Origin of the sequence: Lactiplantibacillus nangangensis (genome assembly GCF_005405065.1) — a bacterium.
In the GTDB taxonomy this organism is placed as follows: domain Bacteria; phylum Bacillota; class Bacilli; order Lactobacillales; family Lactobacillaceae; genus Lactiplantibacillus; species Lactiplantibacillus nangangensis.
Map to the genome: position 1 here is coordinate 119,599 of NZ_BJDI01000007.1, position 20,444 is coordinate 140,042.

General features: G+C 44.8%; 20 protein-coding genes. 6 read left to right on the plus strand and 14 right to left on the minus strand.

All coding sequences use genetic code 11. The annotated features are described in order from the left end of the window. Positions 1-63 precede the first annotated feature (63 nt). The 12 genes from FFM70_RS07325 to FFM70_RS07380 form a co-directional block, all read right to left on the minus strand. Positions 64-1,224: a sensor histidine kinase gene (locus FFM70_RS07325; protein WP_137616199.1), complete on the minus strand. Its 1,161-nt coding sequence runs from the start codon at positions 1,222-1,224 to the stop codon at positions 64-66. A gap of 15 nt (positions 1,225-1,239) precedes the next feature. After that, positions 1,240-1,929: a response regulator transcription factor CroR gene (gene croR, locus FFM70_RS07330; RefSeq protein ID WP_137616200.1), complete on the minus strand. Its 690-nt coding sequence runs from the start codon at positions 1,927-1,929 to the stop codon at positions 1,240-1,242. 241 nt (positions 1,930-2,170) lie between these two features. After that, complete coding sequence (guaB, locus tag FFM70_RS07335) at positions 2,171-3,322, minus strand: IMP dehydrogenase (protein WP_137616201.1); 1,152 nt, start codon at positions 3,320-3,322, stop codon at positions 2,171-2,173. Positions 3,323-3,897: 575 nt separating this feature from the next. Beyond that, on the minus strand, positions 3,898-4,617 hold the full coding sequence (locus FFM70_RS07340; protein ID WP_137616202.1) for a DUF1129 domain-containing protein: 720 nt from the start codon (positions 4,615-4,617) through the stop codon (positions 3,898-3,900). 21 nt (positions 4,618-4,638) lie between these two features. Continuing rightward, the gene (gene ychF / locus FFM70_RS07345) at positions 4,639-5,739 is read right to left on the minus strand and encodes a redox-regulated ATPase YchF (protein WP_137616203.1); all 1,101 of its coding nucleotides are present in this window, start codon (positions 5,737-5,739) and stop codon (positions 4,639-4,641) included. Positions 5,740-5,768: 29 nt separating this feature from the next. Then, positions 5,769-5,960 carry a DUF951 domain-containing protein gene (locus FFM70_RS07350; protein ID WP_137616204.1) on the minus strand — a complete coding sequence of 64 codons (192 nt, stop codon included), beginning with the start codon at positions 5,958-5,960 and terminating at the stop codon, positions 5,769-5,771. A 20-nt stretch (positions 5,961-5,980) separates the two neighbouring features. Further along, positions 5,981-6,868: a ParB/RepB/Spo0J family partition protein gene (locus FFM70_RS07355; RefSeq protein ID WP_137616205.1), complete on the minus strand. Its 888-nt coding sequence runs from the start codon at positions 6,866-6,868 to the stop codon at positions 5,981-5,983. After that, positions 6,858-7,625, minus strand: coding sequence for a ParA family protein (locus FFM70_RS07360; protein ID WP_137616206.1), 768 nt, complete (start codon positions 7,623-7,625; stop codon positions 6,858-6,860). The genes FFM70_RS07355 and FFM70_RS07360 overlap by 11 nt, the downstream gene beginning before the upstream one ends. Before the next feature lie 2 nt (positions 7,626-7,627). After that, positions 7,628-8,479: a nucleoid occlusion protein gene (gene noc / locus FFM70_RS07365; protein ID WP_137616207.1), complete on the minus strand. Its 852-nt coding sequence runs from the start codon at positions 8,477-8,479 to the stop codon at positions 7,628-7,630. A 17-nt stretch (positions 8,480-8,496) separates the two neighbouring features. Beyond that, complete coding sequence (gene rsmG / locus FFM70_RS07370) at positions 8,497-9,231, minus strand: 16S rRNA (guanine(527)-N(7))-methyltransferase RsmG (protein ID WP_137616208.1); 735 nt, start codon at positions 9,229-9,231, stop codon at positions 8,497-8,499. Between the two features lie 397 nt (positions 9,232-9,628). Continuing rightward, entirely contained in the window at positions 9,629-9,913 is a 285-nt protein-coding gene (locus FFM70_RS07375) for a HigA family addiction module antitoxin (protein WP_137616209.1), read from the minus strand. 357 nt (positions 9,914-10,270) lie between these two features. After that, the gene (locus FFM70_RS07380) at positions 10,271-11,554 is read right to left on the minus strand and encodes a NupC/NupG family nucleoside CNT transporter (RefSeq protein WP_137616210.1); all 1,284 of its coding nucleotides are present in this window, start codon (positions 11,552-11,554) and stop codon (positions 10,271-10,273) included. Between the two features lie 531 nt (positions 11,555-12,085). Between FFM70_RS07380 and FFM70_RS07385 the strand changes: the two genes are divergently transcribed. After that, entirely contained in the window at positions 12,086-12,934 is an 849-nt protein-coding gene (locus FFM70_RS07385) for an alpha/beta hydrolase (protein WP_137616211.1), read from the plus strand. Positions 12,935-13,059: 125 nt separating this feature from the next. Here the strand turns inward: FFM70_RS07385 and FFM70_RS07390 are convergent, their stop codons facing one another. Beyond that, positions 13,060-13,524: a GNAT family N-acetyltransferase gene (locus tag FFM70_RS07390; RefSeq protein ID WP_137616212.1), complete on the minus strand. Its 465-nt coding sequence runs from the start codon at positions 13,522-13,524 to the stop codon at positions 13,060-13,062. A gap of 18 nt (positions 13,525-13,542) precedes the next feature. Beyond that, the gene (locus FFM70_RS07395) at positions 13,543-14,439 is read right to left on the minus strand and encodes a LysR family transcriptional regulator (protein ID WP_137616213.1); all 897 of its coding nucleotides are present in this window, start codon (positions 14,437-14,439) and stop codon (positions 13,543-13,545) included. Positions 14,440-14,578: 139 nt separating this feature from the next. Here FFM70_RS07395 and FFM70_RS07400 point away from each other — a divergent pair, with 139 nt between their 5' ends. The 5 genes from FFM70_RS07400 to FFM70_RS07420 all read left to right on the plus strand — a co-directional run bounded on the left by FFM70_RS07400 (position 14,579) and on the right by FFM70_RS07420 (position 19,608). Next, entirely contained in the window at positions 14,579-15,811 is a 1,233-nt protein-coding gene (locus FFM70_RS07400; protein ID WP_137616214.1) for an aminotransferase-like domain-containing protein, read from the plus strand. A gap of 470 nt (positions 15,812-16,281) precedes the next feature. Continuing rightward, positions 16,282-17,100 carry a transporter substrate-binding domain-containing protein gene (locus FFM70_RS07405; protein WP_137616215.1) on the plus strand — a complete coding sequence of 273 codons (819 nt, stop codon included), beginning with the start codon at positions 16,282-16,284 and terminating at the stop codon, positions 17,098-17,100. Between the two features lie 138 nt (positions 17,101-17,238). Then, positions 17,239-18,051, plus strand: coding sequence for a transporter substrate-binding domain-containing protein (locus tag FFM70_RS07410; RefSeq protein ID WP_137616216.1), 813 nt, complete (start codon positions 17,239-17,241; stop codon positions 18,049-18,051). A 76-nt stretch (positions 18,052-18,127) separates the two neighbouring features. After that, positions 18,128-18,835: an amino acid ABC transporter permease gene (locus FFM70_RS07415; RefSeq protein ID WP_137616217.1), complete on the plus strand. Its 708-nt coding sequence runs from the start codon at positions 18,128-18,130 to the stop codon at positions 18,833-18,835. Between the two features lie 11 nt (positions 18,836-18,846). Then, entirely contained in the window at positions 18,847-19,608 is a 762-nt protein-coding gene (locus FFM70_RS07420; RefSeq protein ID WP_137616218.1) for an amino acid ABC transporter ATP-binding protein, read from the plus strand. Positions 19,609-20,444 lie beyond the last annotated feature (836 nt).

The following is a 20,444-nucleotide window of genomic DNA, read 5'->3' on the forward strand; positions in this document are numbered from 1 at the left end:
TCTCAATTATCCCTTTCCTGAATGCTAAATCTAAGTTTAATTAATAACCAACCGTGACACAAGCTAATTTAAAACTTTTTGTTTATTTTTCGTCAGTGGATGGTCATGCTTAACTGGCAAATGAATCACAAAGCTAGTGAGCGCATCATCACTCTGCGCGTAAATGTAGCCGCCATGATGCTGGACAATACTTTGCGCAATCGCGAGCCCCAACCCGGAGCCACCAGTAGCTTTAGAACGCGACTCTTCCACACGGTAAAAACGTTCAAACAACATGCCTAACGAATCGGCCGGAATCCGTTGGCCATCATTAGTCACATGGATGACGACCTCATCACCTTGTTGTTCAGCCTGCAGAATCACTTTGTGAGCACCCGTTCCATATTTAAAGGCGTTCGTAATCAAATTATTGAAGACCCGACCTAATTTTTCAGCGTCCGCCTCTAAATAAATCGGCTTAGTTCCACTTTCGACTTCCAACGAGAGATGCTTCTTATTCGCTTCCAATTCAAAACTAGCCGCTAACTGTTCGAGCATCGCGGTTAAATTCAAGCGATTGATATCCAGCGGCGTTTCCGTCTGCCGAACCTTAGTATACTCGAATAAATCTTCAACCAGCGACTTCATCTGGGTCGCTTTCAAATAAGCAATGTGAGCATACTTCACCAAATCTTCTTCGGACTGGTACTGTTGATTCTCAATTAGACCTAGATAGCCAATAATTGACGTCAGTGGCGTTCGGATGTCGTGGCTCACATTAGTGATCAGGGCATCCTTAGAATGCTCAATTTCGCGTTCCTCGTCCATTGAGTGAATGGCTGAATCAACTAATGCATTGACACTTTCGACAACCCGTTGCGTATCCCCGGTCAAATTAAAATTGATTCGATGGTCAAAATGACCCGCCGCAATATAATGGAGCTCACTAATAATATGGCGCAATTGCATCTGTTTGTAACGACGAATTAAGCGCCAATACAACACAAACCCATCTGCAACGACCATTAGCGCAATGAAGAGATTTTCATAACTCCACAGCTGGTAATTATTCGGCCCAATTTTAATCGACCGTTTAATTTGAAAGATCCCGCTTTGCAGTCCTGGGTTGTGCGCAATCGCACTGTTGATCAAAACCACGATCGACAAGTTTAAAAGGAGTAGCAAAATAACGGTTACTACTCCTTCAAAAAATAATTCACTTTTTTCGCGTCCTGTTAATTTCAAAAGCTGACCTCGCTATTAACGTGCTTCGATCTTATAGCCGACGCCCCAAACCGTTTGGATCACTTTTTCGCCATCAGTAGCTTCTTCGATTTTATCCCGTAAATGACTCACATGCACCATGACCGTCTTAGCGGAAACAATGCTTTCTTGTTGCCAAACACGTTCAAAAATATCGTCTGCGGAAAAGACTCGGTTAGGATGACTTGCCAACAAATAAAGGATGCCAAATTCCAAAGCCGTCAACTGGATATCCTTACCCGTCAACGTCTTAACTTCATGTGAATCCTTATTGATGGTCAATGGTCCGATATCCAAAATATCTGGTTCCGTGGTCGTCACATTGTTTTCTGAGCGTCGTAATAAAGACTTCACGCGCGCCATAATTTCTAATGGATTGAAAGGCTTCGTAACATAGTCGTCGGCCCCTGTAATCAAGCCTTGAATCTTGTCCATATCGCCAGTTTTCGCTGATAAGACTAAGATTGGCAATTGGGAATCTTTCCGAACTTCCTTGATGACTTCGATCCCATCCATTTCAGGCATCATGATGTCCAAAATCATCAAAGCAATGTCTGGATTCGTATTTAATTTTGTTAAGGCTTCTTTACCATTATAAGCACTAATTGGTTCGTAGCCTTCGTTTTTGATATAAATTTCTAATAATTGGGCAATTTCTTTGTCGTCGTCGACTACTAAAATTTTCATATTAAATTTTCTCCTTAAGTAATTCTGATTACATTCTACCAAAAAGCACGCCATTAATGGCGGTCAACGGCTTTTTTTAGGGAAAACGCAAAGAATTTACTTGGTGCTTAAAACAATGTCGATTCTACGAAGATTAGTCACGTGAGCGCCTTAGTGAAATCTGTGTCTAATCGTCTCAAATTTGGCCTAAAAAAGGACTGCGAAACAAATTTAGTTTCGCAGTCCCCTTCATAACAGCTAATTACCCGTTAACAGAGTAGTTAGGCGCATTTTTAGTGATTTGAATTTCATGTGGATGCGATTCCTTTAACCCAGCACCAGAAATTTCAACGAATTGAGCGTCTTCGATCAAGGCATGGATATCCTTGGCGCCAACGTAGCCCATCCCAGAGCGTAAACCACCGAGCATTTGGAAGATAATGTCATCGACACTCCCCTTAAATGGCACGCGGCCTTCAACACCTTCTGGCACTAACTTGTTGGCTTCATTAACGCCACCTTGGAAGTAACGGTCAGATGAGCCATGGGCTTGTGACATTGCGCCAACTGAACCCATGCCACGGTAGAACTTGTATTGACGACCATCGTCAAAGACCGTTTCACCAGGTGCTTCAGTCGTCCCAGCTAACATACTCCCAAGCATAACGGCGTTCCCACCAGCAGCTAAGGCCTTGACGATATCACCCGAATACTTGATTCCACCATCGGCGATGATTGGCTTGCCGTATTCACGAGCAACTTCAGCTGAATCATAAACAGCGGTTAATTGAGGGACTCCAACACCGGCAACAATCCGAGTCGTACAGATTGAACCAGGGCCAATGCCGACTTTAACAACATCAACACCAGCATCGAATAAGGCTCGCGTCCCGCCAGCGGTTGCAACGTTCCCAGCAATCAACGTTTGCTTAGGGAAGTGTTCGCGGATTTCTTTAACTTTCCGTAAAACACCCGCTGAATGGCCATGCGCGGTATCAATGACAATGGCATCGGCACCAGCAGCAAAGAGGGCTTCGGCACGTTCAAAGGTATCACTCGTGACCCCAACGGCAGCGACAGCTAACAAATGGTTGTTCGCGTCAACAGCAGCGTGTGGATGATCGGCATCTTTTTCAACAGCTTTGACCTTGCTGACTTCTTCAGCTTGGGCTTTAATGCTAAGGTTCTTATGAATAACTGCTAACCCGCCTTGGTTCGCCATTGCGATCCCCATGGCAGATTCGGAAACGGTATCCATCCCGGCACTGATAATCGGAATATTTAGCTTCAAATTATCGGCGAGTTGCACACCTAAATCAACTTCATTCGGTAATACATGACTTTCAGCTGGAATTAATAGGACATCGTCAAACGTGTAACCTTTTTTTCCAAACTTTGATTCCCAATTAGACATAGAACGTTAGCTCCTTATGATTTTATTTTATCTGTAAAGGTAACAAAACATCGTGATAAATGCAAGGCATCCGACGAATTTTCAGTGACTTTTCATTTAAGCCATTTCCTAAAGAAACTAGACCACTTGATTGTAATCGGCTCAGTCAGTCGTGAGCGGTTGGCAGTTGCTACGCCGTTCCGCCAGCGATGGAACCCGCTGTGTGCGTAAGCCTATAAGAGTAGTGCAAGCCAAGTACGGCCTTGCTGACGCAACATACCGATTCTGACTGATATTGTTAAATCTAACCACTTAACTAATCATTCAAAACAGTTAACTAGCTGTAGGTTGTTGTTGATGGCATCGGCCGTGATGGTGGCGTTTGACCGGCGATTTTCCGGTCTTACACCACGGACCGGCCGGGAGACTTGCGGTTTAGGCAAGGCTTCCGGGCGAGGAGCAAGACGTTCCTAAGGCTTGCTCAGGTCCCTCGGCCGCATGCACTCAACAACAACCGGAAGCGGCAATTACCAACTATCTTTCATATGCTTGTAAAAAAGAAACCTAAGCTCAAGCCTAGATTTCTTTTTTTAACACTAAAACATGCTAGAAGTAATATTAAATTTACGTTTGAGCCATAACCGTGCAAAGAAGACAATGGCAGCAATGACTAAGTAAGCCGCTGCTGGCAAGGCTGGATTCAAGGCTGATGGCAACATTGCGGCCGTCGTAAAGATTAACATCCAAACGACCACGGCTAAAATTGACCATAGAATTTTACGCCACATTGGCACCTTAGGCTTATTCTTGTCTGGTGCTAAATATTCGAATAACTTAGCGACCCCAAGACCACCGACGATGGAAGTCAGCAAGATTGCGGTAATCCCATTGGCGCCTTGTGAATTTTGTGAGGCCTTGGAAATGAAACCCATGACCCCATACATCAAGCAAAAGATCATGAATAACATTAAACCGTTATCCAATGACGTGACCCAATAGTTCGCTTGGGCTTGTTCCCGTGGTGATTTCTTGGGACCTTCGATGATGGCTTGGGTCCGTTCTTGAACCGTACCATACAATTGGCGTGCAGTCGTCCCTTTATGTTGTTCTGCTAACAACGTCGCAGTCATTTCATCGAGAGCTGCTTTTTTCTTTTCGCCCGATAAAGCTGTTGCATTTAATGACTTACGCATTTGGCGCATGTATTCATCATTACGCTTCGTTAGTTCGGTATCATCACGTAATGGCTTTTCCGACGCCTGAATCTGCTTTGCGCCCGCTTGCGCATTGCGTGGCTTGTTTGGCCCTTCACTCATGAGCAGTTCCCCCTTTTTTAATTAGACGTTGAATCGGAATTCAACGATATCGCCATCTTGCATGACGTAGTCTTTACCTTCGAGTCGTAATTTACCGTTTTCCTTAACCTTGGCTTCACTACCAGCCGCATCCAAGTCCGCATATGACATGACTTCAGCCCGAATGAACCCACGTTCAAAGTCAGAGTGAATGATTCCGGCTGCTTGAGGTGCCTTAGTGCCGCGTTTAAACGTCCAGGCACGGGTTTCCTTACCACCAGCTGTAAAGAACGTTTCAAGCCCTAATAGCTTGTAAGAAGCCCGAATAAGCTTATTCAAGCCGGGTTCTTCAACGCCTTCCGCAGCCAAGAAATCGGCTTTATCAGCATCGTCGAGTTCTGCAATTTCTTCTTCGGTTTCAGCAGCGACCCCAATGGCTTGGGCGCCTTCCTTTTTCGCGTAGTCGGCAACGATTTGATAATATTTCGAATTTTCAGGATCCGCCATATCATCTTCCGCAATATTGGCCACGTAAAGGACTGGTTTCGAGGTGAGTAAGAAAAGTCCCCGAACGATAGCTTGGTCATCCTCGTTGAATGTCAATGAACGTACTGGTTGGCCGGCTTCCAAAGCTGGCTTGATCTTTTCCAAGACTGCTAATTCAGCTTTAGCTTCCTTATCGCTCCCTTTAGCTGCCCGTTGGACCTTCGCCAAACGCTTGTCGACAGCTTCCAAGTCGGATAAGACCAATTCCAAATTAATGGTTTCGATATCATCTTGAGGGTCAACTTTACCAGTCACATGGGTGATGTTGTCGTCATCAAAGGCCCGGACAACGTGTACAATTGCGTCAACTTGGCGAATGTTTTCCAAGAACTTGTTGCCAAGTCCTTCACCCTTGCTAGCGCCCTTAACGATCCCGGCAATATCAGTAAATTCGAACGTCGTTGACACGACTTTTTTAGCGGGAATCAATTCTTGAATCCGGTCTAAACGCTTGTCAGGGACTTCAACCATCCCAACGTTTGGATCGATCGTCGCAAATGGATAATTGGCCATTTCGGCGCCCGCCTTCGTAATTGCGTTAAACAATGTGGATTTACCAACGTTTGGTAACCCAACGATACCTGCTGTAAGTGCCATATCGGTTATTCACTCTTCCTTTTAAATAATTAAGCTTGATCGGCTTTCTTTTCCAAAATCTTTTTCATCTTTTTATTGAATTCACGACGCGGCAGCATGACGATGTGGTCGCAGCCGGTACATTTGATCTTAATGTCCGCACCCATCCGAGTAATCTCCCAACGATTGACCCCACACGGATGCGCTTTCTTCATTTCGACAATATCACCTAAATCATACATGCGCAACGCTCCTTCTCAAATTAGTCTAAATTAATGTTTAAAATTTCAAGGATGCGGCTAAGGTCGTCATTCGATAAATAAGGAATTTCAATCTTGCCGGCATCTTTTTTGTTGGCTTTCGCTGAAATCGACACTTGGGTGCCAAATTTCTCTTGCAACTGTTCTTCGCTCGCCCGAATATAAGGTGACTTCTTGACAGCTTTCTTCACTGGTTGCTTTGCGTCGCCATTGATTCGTGCCACAATTTGTTCCAATTGGCGCACCGTCAAGTTATCCTTAACTGCCCGTTTGGCTAATGGTGCCAACTTGGTTTTATCTTTCAAAGATAGCAGTGTCCGGGCTTGTCCCATTGACAGTTGGCCTTTTTGAATCATCGTTTTAACGGCTGTTGGTAAACCCAATAGGCGTAAATAGTTCGCGATATACGGCCGACTCTTGCCGAGGCGCTTGGAAACTTCGGCTTGAGTTAGCTTCAACTTCTTCATCAAAGAGTCGTAGGCTTCGGCTTCTTCTAAGGCGGTCAAGTCTTCGCGTTGCAAGTTTTCCAACACGGCAACTTCCATCATCTGTTCTTCGGTCACATCACGGACAATGGCTGGAATCGTCGTTTGTTTAGCGAGCTTTGAAGCCCGAAAACGCCGTTCACCAGCGATAATTTCATACTTTTTAACTTCGGCATCCGGCTGCCGCACAATAATCGGCTGAAAAACACCGGATTTTTCAATTGAGCTGGCCAATTCTTTCAAGGCGACTTGGTCAAACTTACGCCGTGGTTGATACGGGTTCGCGCGCACATCCGTTAACGCTAAATCCACAACGGCTTCTTCACTGGCTGGTTCATCAACATCGGCAAATAAAGCCCCAATGCCACGCCCCAACGCTTTATTTTGATCTTTTTTACTTGCCATGAGCAGCCAACACTTCCTTTGCTAATGCTAAGTAGACTTGTGCACCCTTGGAACGGGCGTCGTAATCGATAATTGACAGACCATGACTAGGGGCTTCCGACAGCCGCACATTTCGTGGAATAATTGTGGTATAAACAGCATCCTTGAAATACTTGCGAACTTCTTCGTTAACTTGTTGACCCAGATTGGTTCTGGCGTCATACATCGTTAACAAGACCCCTTCAATTTTCAATTCTTTATTAAAATGCTTTTGAACTAACTTGATCGTATTTAATAATTGGCTCAAGCCTTCCAACGCATAATATTCACTCTGCACAGGAATCAAGATCGAATCACATGCCGTGAAGGCATTGATGGTCAAAAGACCAAGCGAAGGCGGACAATCGATCAGAATAAAATCGTAATCCTCACGCACGTCATCGATGGCATCCCGTAACCGGGTTTCCCGCGCCATCATCGGAGTTAATTCGATTTCTGCCCCTGAGAGTTGAATCGTGGCTGGCACGATATCTAACCCTTTGTGACTTGTCGGAATAATTGTTTCTTTAATCGGGGTATCATTGATCAAAACATCATAAATTTCATTTTCAATCGCTGATTTTTGAATCCCCAACCCGCTCGTGGCATTTCCTTGAGCGTCCGTATCAATTAATAGTACTTTTTGACCTTGAGCGACGAGACTGGCACCTAAATTAATACTAGTCGTCGTCTTGCCAACGCCACCTTTTTGGTTAGCGAGTGCAATTACGGATCCCATAATTATTGACCACTCCTTGGTTGATTTTTTGGAATTTCAATCGTGATCCGATAGCTGTCTGCCGTTTGTTCCTCATGGGTTTTTACGGGCAGGCCGGCATCGGTCACCATTTTTATTGATTGTTTAATCGTATTGACCGCGATGCGGGTATCACCAGATAGCCCGCGTGGCCGTTTCTTTTTCGGTTTAGGCGGCAAAGTGGCTTGTTGAACCAACTTTTCAGTCTCTTTGACCGTCAACTGTTGATCCAGCACTTTGACTAAAATCGCGGCTTGCTGGTCAGTTGGGACATTTAGTAACGCCCGTCCATGCCGCTCACTGATCTGACGTTTGAGCAACGCGGTTTGCACCGGCTGCGCGAGCTTCAATAGCCGCAACTTATTGGCGACAAAGGACTGGCTCTTACCGAGTTCTTTCGCCAAAGCCGCCTGCGTTAAGGAATTGAGCTTCATCAATTCTTGATAAGCAGTCGCTTCTTCAATGACCGTCAAATCTTGACGCTGCAAGTTTTCAATGAGCGCCATCGACGCCGTCTCACCATCATCCATTTTCTGGATGATCGCCGGCGCATCCGCCCAATGTAAGGACGTAATGGCACGAAATCGGCGTTCACCGGCAATAATTTCGTATTTTTTCGGCTCGTACTCCCGCAAAACGATCGGTTGTAACAGGCCATGTTCCGCAATCGTTGCCGCTAATTCGTCAATCCCAGCTTCATCAAACACCTGACGTGGTTGGAAACGGTTCGGAATGATTGCTGTCACCGGGATACGCACGATTTGCTGCGTGTGATCCGCCGGTGACTCTTTATTTTTATCTTTATCACGATTAGACCCAAATAAAGAAAATGCCATCTAATTACCTCCCAACCTTATTCAGGTGCCGTTAACGGCTGCTTTGCTGGTGTCCCGGGTTTGCGGGGATACCGCTTCGGCGTTGGCCGCTTCTTATCGATCACGATAATGTGCCGAGGGTCACCAGTTTCAGGTAACTTAAAGGCTTCATCAGTGACCAATTGGCCGCCAAGCTGCTTCACAGCATAATCCCCTTCAGCCGTTTCCGTTCGTGCATTCGAGGCTTTGAGAGCCACCATTTGACCACCAATTTTAACCAATGGCAAGCAAAATTCACTCAACACGGATAAACGGGCGACCGCTCTGGCAGTCACTAAATCGTAGCTTTCACGATGTGGTGACTTTTTACCAGCAAACGTTTCGGCACGGTCGTGGAAAGTTTGGACGCCAGTTAGACCAAGCGCTGAAATCAACTCTTGCAAAAAGTTGATGCGCTTGTTTAACGAATCCACGATCGTAACTTGCAGTTGTGGAAAAGCAATCTTAAGCGGAATCGACGGAAACCCGGCGCCCGCCCCCACATCACATAATGTCAACGGTTGGTCGCGTAACGCCGCCACATAAAAAGCCGGGGTCAATGAATCATAGAAATGCTTCAAATACACTTCCGGCTCGTCGGTGATCGTTGTTAAGTTAAATTGGCGGTTCGTCTCAACTAGCAATTGATAGTAAGTTGCAAATTGGGCCATTTGATGGTCATCAAGTTCGATGCCATGTTTCGCCAAAGCTTGTTTAAATTCAGTTGGATTCATGAATGAACTCCTTAATTAAGGTCGCATTACCCTTACAGTTGTGAAACAACTTGAATGTTTCACGTCACCTCATAACTTTAACTTAAATTCTAGCTAAAATCAATGCTCCGGTTTGGATAATTGTCTGGTGAGAAGCCTTGTTAATAAGCTGTTTTGCGTCGTTTATGGTCGTGACTGTTTTCAGCAAAAAGTTAGCAAGTTTTCAACCAATTTACGACAAGTGCTGATGCCTTGTTCTAACAATCTAGAAATTCCGGTTTATGACCTCAAAACAAACTGGATACCATGTAAATACAACATTAGCAACGTATATGATTTTTATCGTTATAAATATAACTGCTTACGGCAATAATGATTGTTAGGTCAATTAACATTAGTACCCGACAAACACCGCATTCTAACTTTGGTATCGGCGTATTTGATCATCATCAATTTTCCTTGCGGTATTACGAAAATCAATATCTATCTGTAAATTCATAAAATAACGATCAGATACACCAAAGAATCGCCCCAACTTATTAGCGATATCTGGAGTAATTGGCTGATGATCATTTAAAATGGCTTGAACAGTTGCAAGCGAAAGATGACTATTTTTTGCTAACGTATCAGCAGAGAGGTTCAAAGGAATCATAAACTCCGCTTCCAAAATCTCGCTAATTTTTGGCGTCAATATTTTTTTCATTAGTTTTGCTCCTGTCAATGTTAATCAACGACAATTTTAACTTCACTAAAATCATTGCGAGTCTTTTTAAAATCATCCTAACTATACGCGCAAACAGGCGACACACAAACTAACCACAACTTTTTAATTAGGCTATTTTGACTGCCCACGCTCACTTAGCTGGCGGTGTTTTTCCGACGGCTTAGTCAAAGCGCGGCTTTCGAGACCGCCCTTTGGCTCGGAAACGGGCCACCACGTTCCAGCGCTAAACTTTTCCAACCGGCAGGCGGCAAGCAACCACCTACTATACAACCGAAAAAACGACCTTTCAGCCAATCAGCCAAAAGATCGTTTCAATAATTTCAATTTAAATCAGATTTACCAAACGAATAAACCGACGACCCCAGCTGATAAGAGGGAAACTAAAATCCCAGATAACAACATGTAGCCAACGTTCCGTGAAATCACATCGTTCTTTTCACGGTTAACAATCCCTTTGAACGCCCCAATGATCATACCGACCGTTGAGAAGTTCGCGAAGGAAGTTAAGAACACCGTCAAGACGGCTTTGAAATGGGGTGCGAAGGTATCAACCTTGCTAGTCACTTCACCCATGACAACAAATTCGTTAGTCACTAACTTGGTCCCCATGTATGATGCCATTTGGAACGCATCGTGTGGGTTGAAACCAAGTAACCAAGCAAATGGGAACATGATAATCCCAAAGATATTTTCAAGTGACAAGTTAGAATTGATCAAGCCTAACAGCTTATCGATCAACTTAGCTAACGCCACAAAGGCAATAACGTTGGCAGCAATGATCAAGATCAGCTTACCAGCACCTAAAATTGAATCGCCCAAGAATGAGAAGAATGGTTCGCGAGTTGGTTTAGCAGCTTTAACTTGTGCATCTGCTAAATCTTCTGAGCCACTAGTTTCGGTCGTTTCAGTGGTTTCTTCAACCGCTGCGCTACCGCTAACTTTGGCAATCGTATCTTCTTCAGGTGAAACTTCCACAGGGTTCAAAATGGCTGCAATGATCGCCGCATTTAAGACGTTCATTGGGACCGCGGTCAAAATAAATTGACCGGGCATCATTTGAATATAAGCCCCTAAGATTGAAGCCGTGACACAACTCATCGACATCATCGCGATGGTTAAGTTACGCCGGGCATTCATTTGTTTTAATTGTAATTGTGAAACGGCGAGCGCTTCAGTATTACCTAAAAACATCATTTCAACAACAAAGAATGATTCGAACTTTGGTTGACCGGTAATGTAAGCTAAGCCCCGGCCGACCCATTTGATAATCCATGGTAAAACGCCGATATATGTCAAAATATCAAATAATGGCACAATCAATAAAATTGGTAATAATGAACTTGTAACGAAGTCCATTTGTTTAACATTGACCCAGCTGGCTAACGCGAAGGCAATCCCATCATATGAGACATCAACGAGCCAAGTGAATCCATCGGCAGCAGCCTTAACTGCGTCGACACCGACTTGTGAACCTGTCAAGAACCATGCTAATAAGATTTCTAAGACCAGCATGATACCAACTGAACGCCAATGAATGGCGTGCTTTTGCTTGGAGAATAAGTAGGCGATCGCGATGAACACCACAATCCCAATAATATTAACCACCAAGTTAAAGACCATGTGAATAATCCCTCTTCCCTATAAATGTTGACAATCCAATAAGTGACCAAAAAAAGTTCCTTTATTAATTTACCATTTTAATAACATTTATGATAGGCATATTTTAAGGAATTCTTAAGTGAAAAAAGTGGAAATAAACAAAAAAAGCGACCTAACCAATAAAAGTTAAGTCGTCGAAAAATAATCAAGCTCGAAGTCGTTAAACTTCGGCCCCTGCCAAGGAACTTTATTATACCGTGTTTGGCACCTGAGCGAACTAATTATTTGACCCAGACGACCAATCGACGTAGACTACAAGCAATAAATCGAAAGGGGGTGATGCTTTTTGAGTACCAATCGAAATCTTAAAGCATCAGTCTCTGCACTAAAGGGTGCACTGAACTGATTGCATTTAAGGAGACCCAGTCAAATCATTGGCTGGGTCTTTTGCTGTCTTAAAGCGACTGATCACTGGCTAACTGAAAACCAGTTGCAACTCATGACCATTTACGCTAAGTTTAGTAGCGAACTGATAAGGATGGCGGGAACTGGATGAAAACAACGACAAAACAAGGCTTAGTGGCTGCAGCTTGGCTACTCACACTATTTGGTGTTATTGGTGGCGCCCTACTCTGGCAACGCCAGGTTCGACGACCAAAGCAACCAATTGCGGCAATCACAGTTGGCTCAACCACGCGCCTACCAACGGTACTTTTATTGGATGCTAAAACCACATCTGAGCAACGCCGTCAATTCGCAGCGGGACTACAACGTAATAATGGGAGTCAATCCATTCTCAATGCCAAAGTCACGACTCACGGTCACGTCAGTTTTAGTGGTCAATTTAAGGACTATGATACTCGGCCCTGCTTACAACTGATCCTGCCGACCAAAACAGCTAGCCTTAAACAACAGGCGGTTTGGCTTAAAAAAGGCTTAGAACAGGCTCAAAAAGCGTTGAAATTTAAACAGTTCAATCTGGTCAGTTATGGAACTGGCGGGCTAGTTGCGACAACTTACCTTGAAGAACCAACTGGTGCCCCCCAACCGAAACACTTAGTCGCTATTGCGACACCATTTAACGGGACTAGTCTTCGACTTAATAATAATGAGACCACGCCAGTCAAACGGGCCAATCAAACTAACGGCTTAGAAAGCCTAATCGCCAAGCAGCTCAACATTAAAACGAAAATCCGGGTGATGCTCATTGCCGGCCAAGCTAAAGGTCAATCCAATGGCGACGGCGTGGTTCCCATCCAAAGTGCCCTCGCTGGTCAAACCATTTACCGTCCAATCGTCAAGGACTACCAGCAAGCCGTTCTAAATACGTGGCGTGCTAGTCATACCGGCATGTACGACAGCTGGAAGCTTGCGAACCTTATTCAGAATTTCATTAACTAAAAACAATAAATAATGTCACAAATAGTTTGTAACGCTATAAGTGTAAAAACCAGTGATCATTCCGGCTTGGGATAATCACTGGTTTTTGAGTTAAAGGAAAGTAAACAGCTTTTAGACGCTCACTGTCAGTCAATCGTTTTTGCCATCCAAACAAACGGATACCGCTTACCCATATCATCAACCTGCTCGTAGGTCTTCACAATTTCAAATCCGGATCGTTGATAAACCTTTTGGGCTCGTCGATTGAATTGAGCCACATTCATCAACAGTTTCCGAGGGTGTTCCACCTCGATCACATGAGCAACCAACAACCGAACAAAGCTTAAGCCATAGCCCTTGCCAGTCCAGTCGGGAGCTAACCCCAATCCAATCTCAATGACGCCAGTCTGAGCCGTATTTTCTGTACAGAAATATCCTAGCAAATGATTATCCTCAATCACTTGATAAAATCGGTTGGCGCGGCGACTCGGTGACAACAATTCTGCACAATCATCTGGATCAGCATCCGTATCGTAGAAAGCATATTCAGCGGGATAGTGCCACTGTACGATCTGTTCCGCATTAGCTTGCGTTAAAGTCATTACTTCCATGGTCTCACCTCCAAAATATTATTTCCAGAGCATCCGCTCCGCATACTCATCCGTCAAAAATTGTTTGATGGCACGAATCATCATCACGGTGGACGGCGCTGTCGCTTGCGTTTTGTTCGCAACTAACGCAATTTCACGGTTGTAGGGTTCCGCGAAGGGATACGTGTTCACATCCCCAGTTAATTTTTTCAAAGCCAATTGTGGCAAAATCCCCATTCCTAAGCCAGACTCAACCATTGAAATAATCGACTGGTCATCAATTGAGAACCGCAAGAAGTTATTTGTAACATGGTAGTGATCCAACGCGAGTTTCGTATCTCGATCGTAGTCACTTTGTTGCAAAATAAAATTCTGGTCAGCCACGTCATCCGTTGTCATGTATTTCCCATTTTCCGGCACGAAGCCAGCGGGCGTCACACAGTAAATTGGATCATTGACGAGCGCATGAACCAATAAATTATCATTGACTGGCATCGACGTGAACCCAATATCAATCGTGCCAATCTTGGCCCATTTAGTAATTTCATTAAAATCACCTTGCACGACCGAAATCTCGATATCTGGATAAGCGTGATTGAAACGACGAATAATCCGTGGTAACCAATTGATACAAACACTACTAAATCCCCCGATTCGAACCGAACCGGAATGGAGCCCTTGAATATTATCCGCGACTTGGCGCAGATTACTTTCGGTATTCAAAATTTCTTGCACATATGGCAAGACTTGCCGACCATCACTGGTAAGTTCAACGCCCGAACGGTTGCGGATGAACAGCGGAAAGCCCAGTTCTTTCTCCAACTGGTTAACAGAATGACTGACTGCACTTGGGGTGACATTCAGGGTCGCAGCCGCTTGATAAAAGGTTTTCTGGGCCACGACCGTCGCAAAAACTTCGTATGAAAAATTCGCCATGGTGTGTTTTGCTCCTTAGATGAATGAATTTCATTTATAATTGAAAAAGTTGAGCTTTACTAAATTACTCTCCCATTTTATCATACTAACAATCAATAAATTAATAACGAGTTAGAAAAAATTAAGTGGGGGAATCATCATGAAAAATCTATTTGCGAACCGCGTCTTAAACAACGATAATTCTGACCTTGATAACATTTTCAAAAATAGTGCTAATCCAGCTAATATTTCTTTTGCTGGTGGCTTTCCAGATGTCGCCTTATTCCCAGACACCGACTTAAAACACGCTTACCAGACCGCCATTGATCAAGATGGCCCAGCTATTTTTCAATATTCATCAACTCAAGGTCTACCCGCACTCCGGCAAAAATTAGCCCAACGAATGGCTAGCCACGCGGGCGTTATGACGACCGCTGACAACGTGATGTTAACGCAAGGTGGCCAACAAGCCATCGACTTAGTAGCAAAACTACTATTGAATCGGGGGGATTCAATGGTCGTTGAAGGCCCAACTTACATGGGCGCGCTTGCAGCGTTTGACACTTACGAACCAACTTATTACGAAATTCCAGTTGATGATCATGGGATGAACATTAATCAACTACGTCAAACCTTACAAGCTCATCCTGAAATCAAATTAATCTACACCGTTCCTGATTTTCATAACCCAACTGGGACGACCTTGTCGGCAAAACGTCGGCAAGCCATGGTCGCCTTGGCAAATCAATACGATGTCATGATTTTGGAAGACAGCCCTTACCGGGACCTCCGTTACAGTGGCAAGGCAATTCCAGCCATCAAACACTACGATACCGAGGGTCGAGTCATCTTCATTTCCAGTTTCTCGAAGATTCTCTCCCCCGCTTTACGGACTGGTTGGATCGTGGCCGATGATGACGTCATGCACGAATTGATTGGGCTAAAATCAGCCATCGACGTACAATCACCAAACATTACATTAGCCGCCATCAATGCCTACTTGGATACCCATGACATTGACGACCACATTGCCACGATCAACCAAGCTTATCGGATCAAACGCGACGCCATGCTCAAAGCGCTCGACCGCTACATGCCGGCAAACGTCCAATACACCCGACCGGCTGGCGGTTTCTTCATCTGGGTCACGCTTCCCGCTGGCATTGATGCCAAGCAACTCTTAAACGACGTCGTCTTACCACAAGCCCATGTTGCTTATGTGCCAGCTTCCTGCCAGTTTGCTAGTCGCCAAGTTAAAAATGCCTTCCGGCTAAACTTCACGAGCTTGACTCCGGAAACGATTACGACCGGGATCAAACGCCTAGGGAACATCTTACAAACTAGTACTGCAGCGGTCCCAGCTAAGGCATTAATGCCCGCAATCCAATTCTAACTACCTGCAACGACGCCCGACCGCAAAGTCTGGCGTCGTTTTTTTGCCACTAGCTACAACCAGCTCAGACTAGTTTAAAAAATTAATTAAAACTGATAAAAATAACAATATCATGAGTTAATTATGGCAAAACGATTTGACAGCTGCTAATTTACGCGCTAAACTAGCTCTAAATAAATGAAACGTCCGGATGAGATGAGTAGTCCGAGTTTTCAGCTAAGAGAGTTGCTAGTACGGGTGCAAGGCAATCTGGAAATACGATGAAGATGGTCTCTAAATGGTTACGGTGAGCTCAAGTGTCAGCCGTAAACGCCCAGTACCCGTTACCGTACTGGAGTTAACTTAACTCCTGGAGCTGAATTATGTGAATGGTTCAGAAACAAAGGTGGTACCGCGATTGCATTCGTCCTTTTTACTGAGGATGAATGCTTTTTTATTGGCAAAATTTAAGACATGGGAGTGGACGAAAAATGAAAAAGTGGCTTAAAAAATTAGGTGTAGCAGTCTTAGGGGTAGCGTTGGCAGTGACTTTAACGGCTTGTGGGCAATCTTCAAACAAAACCAGCAGTGCATCGAGTGCCGCCAGTTCAAGCTTAGGCTTGCAAAAATCTGGAACGCTGACGATTGGCCTCGAAGGCACGTTCAAGCCTTACAGTTATCGTGAGAATGGTAACTTGACTGGTTTTGAAGTGGACCTTGGCAAAGCAGTGGCTAAGAAATTAGGGGTTAAGGCAAAATTCGTTCCAACCAAGTTCGATTCCTTGATTGCCGGTTTGGACGTGAATAAATATGATGTCGTGATTAATGATATCGCTGAAACACCTGCTCGTGAAAACAAGTACCTCTTCTCGACGCCGTATATTTATTCGAAATCACAGCTTGCCGTTAAGAAGTCTTCATCAATTAAAAAAATCACTGAGATCAAAGGCGCTAAGATTGCGCAAACAACGACCAGCAACAATGCAGCGGATGCGAAACGCTTAGGCGCCACCGTGACCCCAACGGACGGGTTCCAACAATCCATTGACTTAGTCTCACAAGGCCGCGTTGCCGGGACGATCAATTCTCGGGAAGCTTTCTACGCTTTCTTTAAGCAAAACAAACACAGCGATATCCGCTTAATCGATGCGGGCAGTTCAATTGCCACTTCCAAGATTGGGGCTATTTTCACGAAAAAGCACGCTAAGTTACAGAAGCAAGTTTCCAAAGCCATCCAGGAACTTCGTCAAGACGGCACCCTCACTAAACTTTCCAAAAAGTATTTCGGTGGCGACGTCACTAAAAAATAATTGCGCCGAAGCGTTTATAACTACCATGAATCGGCTTCCTTCGCTATAATGAAAACACGGTACTTATTTTTTGTCAGTTGTTTCACTTTCAACTATGATGAAATAGTGTCAAAAAAATTAAGGAGTGTTTTTAGACTTATGAAACGATTCATGAAAAAGCTCGGTCTCGCGGTCTTCGGGATTGCCTTAGCAGTGACCTTAACTGCTTGTGGTAACAGCAGTTCGAGCAAATCCAGCGCCGCCGGTTCTGACTTAGGGTTACAACAATCCGGCACGTTAACGGTTGGTTTGGAAGGCACTTTCAAACCATACAGTTATCGTAAAGATGGCAAATTGACCGGCTTCGAAGTTGACTTAGCGCGGGATATCGCTAAGAAGATGGGCGTCAAAGTTAAGTTTGTGCCAACCAAGTTCAACTCATTAGTGGCTGGCTTAGATACAAACAAATTTGACGTGGTCATTAACAACATGGCTGAAAATAAGGAACGGAAACAGAAGTACCTCTTCTCAACACCGTATATTTATTCGAAGTCTAAGTTAGCCGTTAAAAAGAACAACAAGTCGATCAAATCGATTACCGATATCAAGGGTAAGAAAGTCGCCGAAACCACGACCAGTAATAACGCTGCCGATGCCAAACGTCTCGGTGCCACGATTACACCAGTCGATGGCTTTCAACAATCAATCGACTTGGTTTCACAAGGTCGCGTTGATGGGACGATCAATTCCGGTGAATCTTTCTACTCCTATCTGAAGCAACAACCTAACGCCAATATTCGTTTGATTGATGCTGGTGATGCGATTGCGGCACAAAAGATCGGCGCAATCTTTACTAAGAAACACACAAAATTACAAAAACAAGTTAACAAGGCCATTCAGGAATTACGCAAGGATGGCACCTTAACGAAACTTTCCAAGAAATATTTTGGTGCAGATGTGACTAACAAGTAGTCGCTGCCCAACGAGTCGCCAGATCACTGGCGACTTTTACATAGCGCCACAATTTTAGCTTTACAGGAGGATTTTCATGGCAGCCATTTGGCACATTATCGTGACCGCGACCCCACAAATTGTCGCAGCCGGACTTAAATATACAATTCCAATTGCAATTATTTCATTTATTATCGGGTTAATTCTGGCCGTTTTAACGGCTTTGACCAAGCTTTCCCCACGCCACGGCTGGTTCTCGATTGTGAAGGCAATCGCCTACTTTTACGTGTGGTTGTTCCGGAGTACCCCGTTACTAGTCCAATTATTCATCGTTTACTTTGGCCTGCCCTATCTCAAAGTTAAGGGCATTTGGCCCAATGGGATTCAACTTGATCCTTGGACAGCTGGGATTGCGACGTTCTCACTGAACACCGGTGCCTACTGTGCCGAAACGATCCGCGCTTCAATTTTGTCGATTCCAGAGGGTCAATGGGAAGCCGCCTATTCGATTGGGATGACCAAACCCCAAGTGTTACGGCGTATCATTTTGCCACAAGCCGCACGGGTTTCGTTGCCACCCCTTTCCAACAGCTTCATTAGTTTAGTCAAAGATACTTCTTTAGCCGCTTCGATCACGATTATTGAAATGTTCGAAGTGAGCCAACAAATCGCTGCGGAGAATTACCAACCACTCGTGATGTATTCGTTGGTCGCCGCACTGTATGCGGTCCTTTGCTCGATTTTAAGTTGGTTGCAAGGTTACCTTGAAAAACGGACCTCGCGTTACATTAGCCCAATTAATTAGGAGGAACAACTTTGATTAAATTTGAACACGTCAATAAAACGTTCGGTGACCATCCAGCGTTGATCGACATCAATACTGGATTTAAAGAACATCAAACAACTGTCATCGTTGGCCCTTCTGGTTCAGGGAAGTCAACGCTATTACGCTCATTAAACTTATTGGAACGCCCAGAATCTGGCCAATATCATTTCAACGATTTAGCCATTGATTTTGCCAAGCCACTCAACAACAAAACGATTTTAACGTTGCGTCGCAAAACTGGGATGGTCTTTCAAGGCTACAACCTCTTTCCACATTTGACAGTCGTTAAAAACGTGATGGAAGGTCCCGTTCAAGTCTTGAAGCAATCTAACGCCGACGCTAAAAAAACGGCCCTAGATTTACTCGCCAAAGTTGGCTTAGCAGATAAAGCCGACGCCTATCCCAGCCAACTCTCTGGTGGTCAGCAACAACGGGTCGCCATTGCGCGGTCATTAGCGATGAATCCAGAATTTATCTTACTCGATGAACCAACTAGCGCCCTTGACCCCGAGCTTGAAGCCGGCGTCTTGCGTGTCTTATTGGAACTCGCTGAAGAAAAAGATTCGATGATCATCGTCACCCATAACTTGGAATTTGCGCGCGCTGTCGCCGACAAGATTCTATTCGTTGAAAACGGGAAGATCTTATTCGATGGCACCCCCGCCGAATTCTTCAAGCAACCTACGCAACGGATTGCGGACTTCTTAGCCGCCATGACGTTTACAGCAATTTCAGATAAAGCCAATCAATAGTCTTAACTAAGCCTGACAGTTTTTGTCGGGCTTTTTTGTTGCGCAAATTCAGGAATAGCTTAGTTAAAGGATTCAAGATAATTGCCGCTTCCGGTCGTTGTTGAGTACATGCGGCCGAGGGACCAGGTCAAGCCTGAAAAACGTCTTGCCCCTCGCCCGGAAGCTTTGCCTAAACCGCAAATCTCCCGGACGGTCCGTGGTGTAAGACCGGAAAAGCCGCCGGTCAAACGCCACCCACACGGCCGATGCACGCAACAAAAACCTACAGCTAGCCAACTGTTCTGAATACTTAGTCAGTTGGTTTGATTTAGAAAATCAATTCAAAGATACCGCTCTCTGGCTTGAAAATAAGCTATAAGACCGTACCTTAGCTGGCACAGTCACCCAATAACACACAGACCCTGACTGCTGAAGCGATAATCTACATGCGGCCATTTAATCAATACGAGTATTATGGAGTCTACGACATTGCTACTTTCAATCTTTAGTTCTTGAGATAAAACGTGACGCTCTCTTCACTCATCCTCCGCCATCGATTAAAAAACAAGTATCCTACTCACGTATACCCACGAGCTAGCCGGAGGTGGTCGCTGATGGCATCGGGCGTGTTGGTGGCGTTTGGTCGACGGGGCTTGTCGGCCTTATGCCACGGACCGTCCGGGGCAGTTGCGACTTTGGCAACTGTTCCGGGCGAGGGCCGAGACCGTTTTTCAGGCTCGGCCCGGTCCCACGACCGCATGTCATCAGCGGCGACCGAAGGCGGCAATGAGCAACCAACATCAATTTTCTTAATATCATTATTTTTATTGACGGATATTATAATTCTAGTTATACTG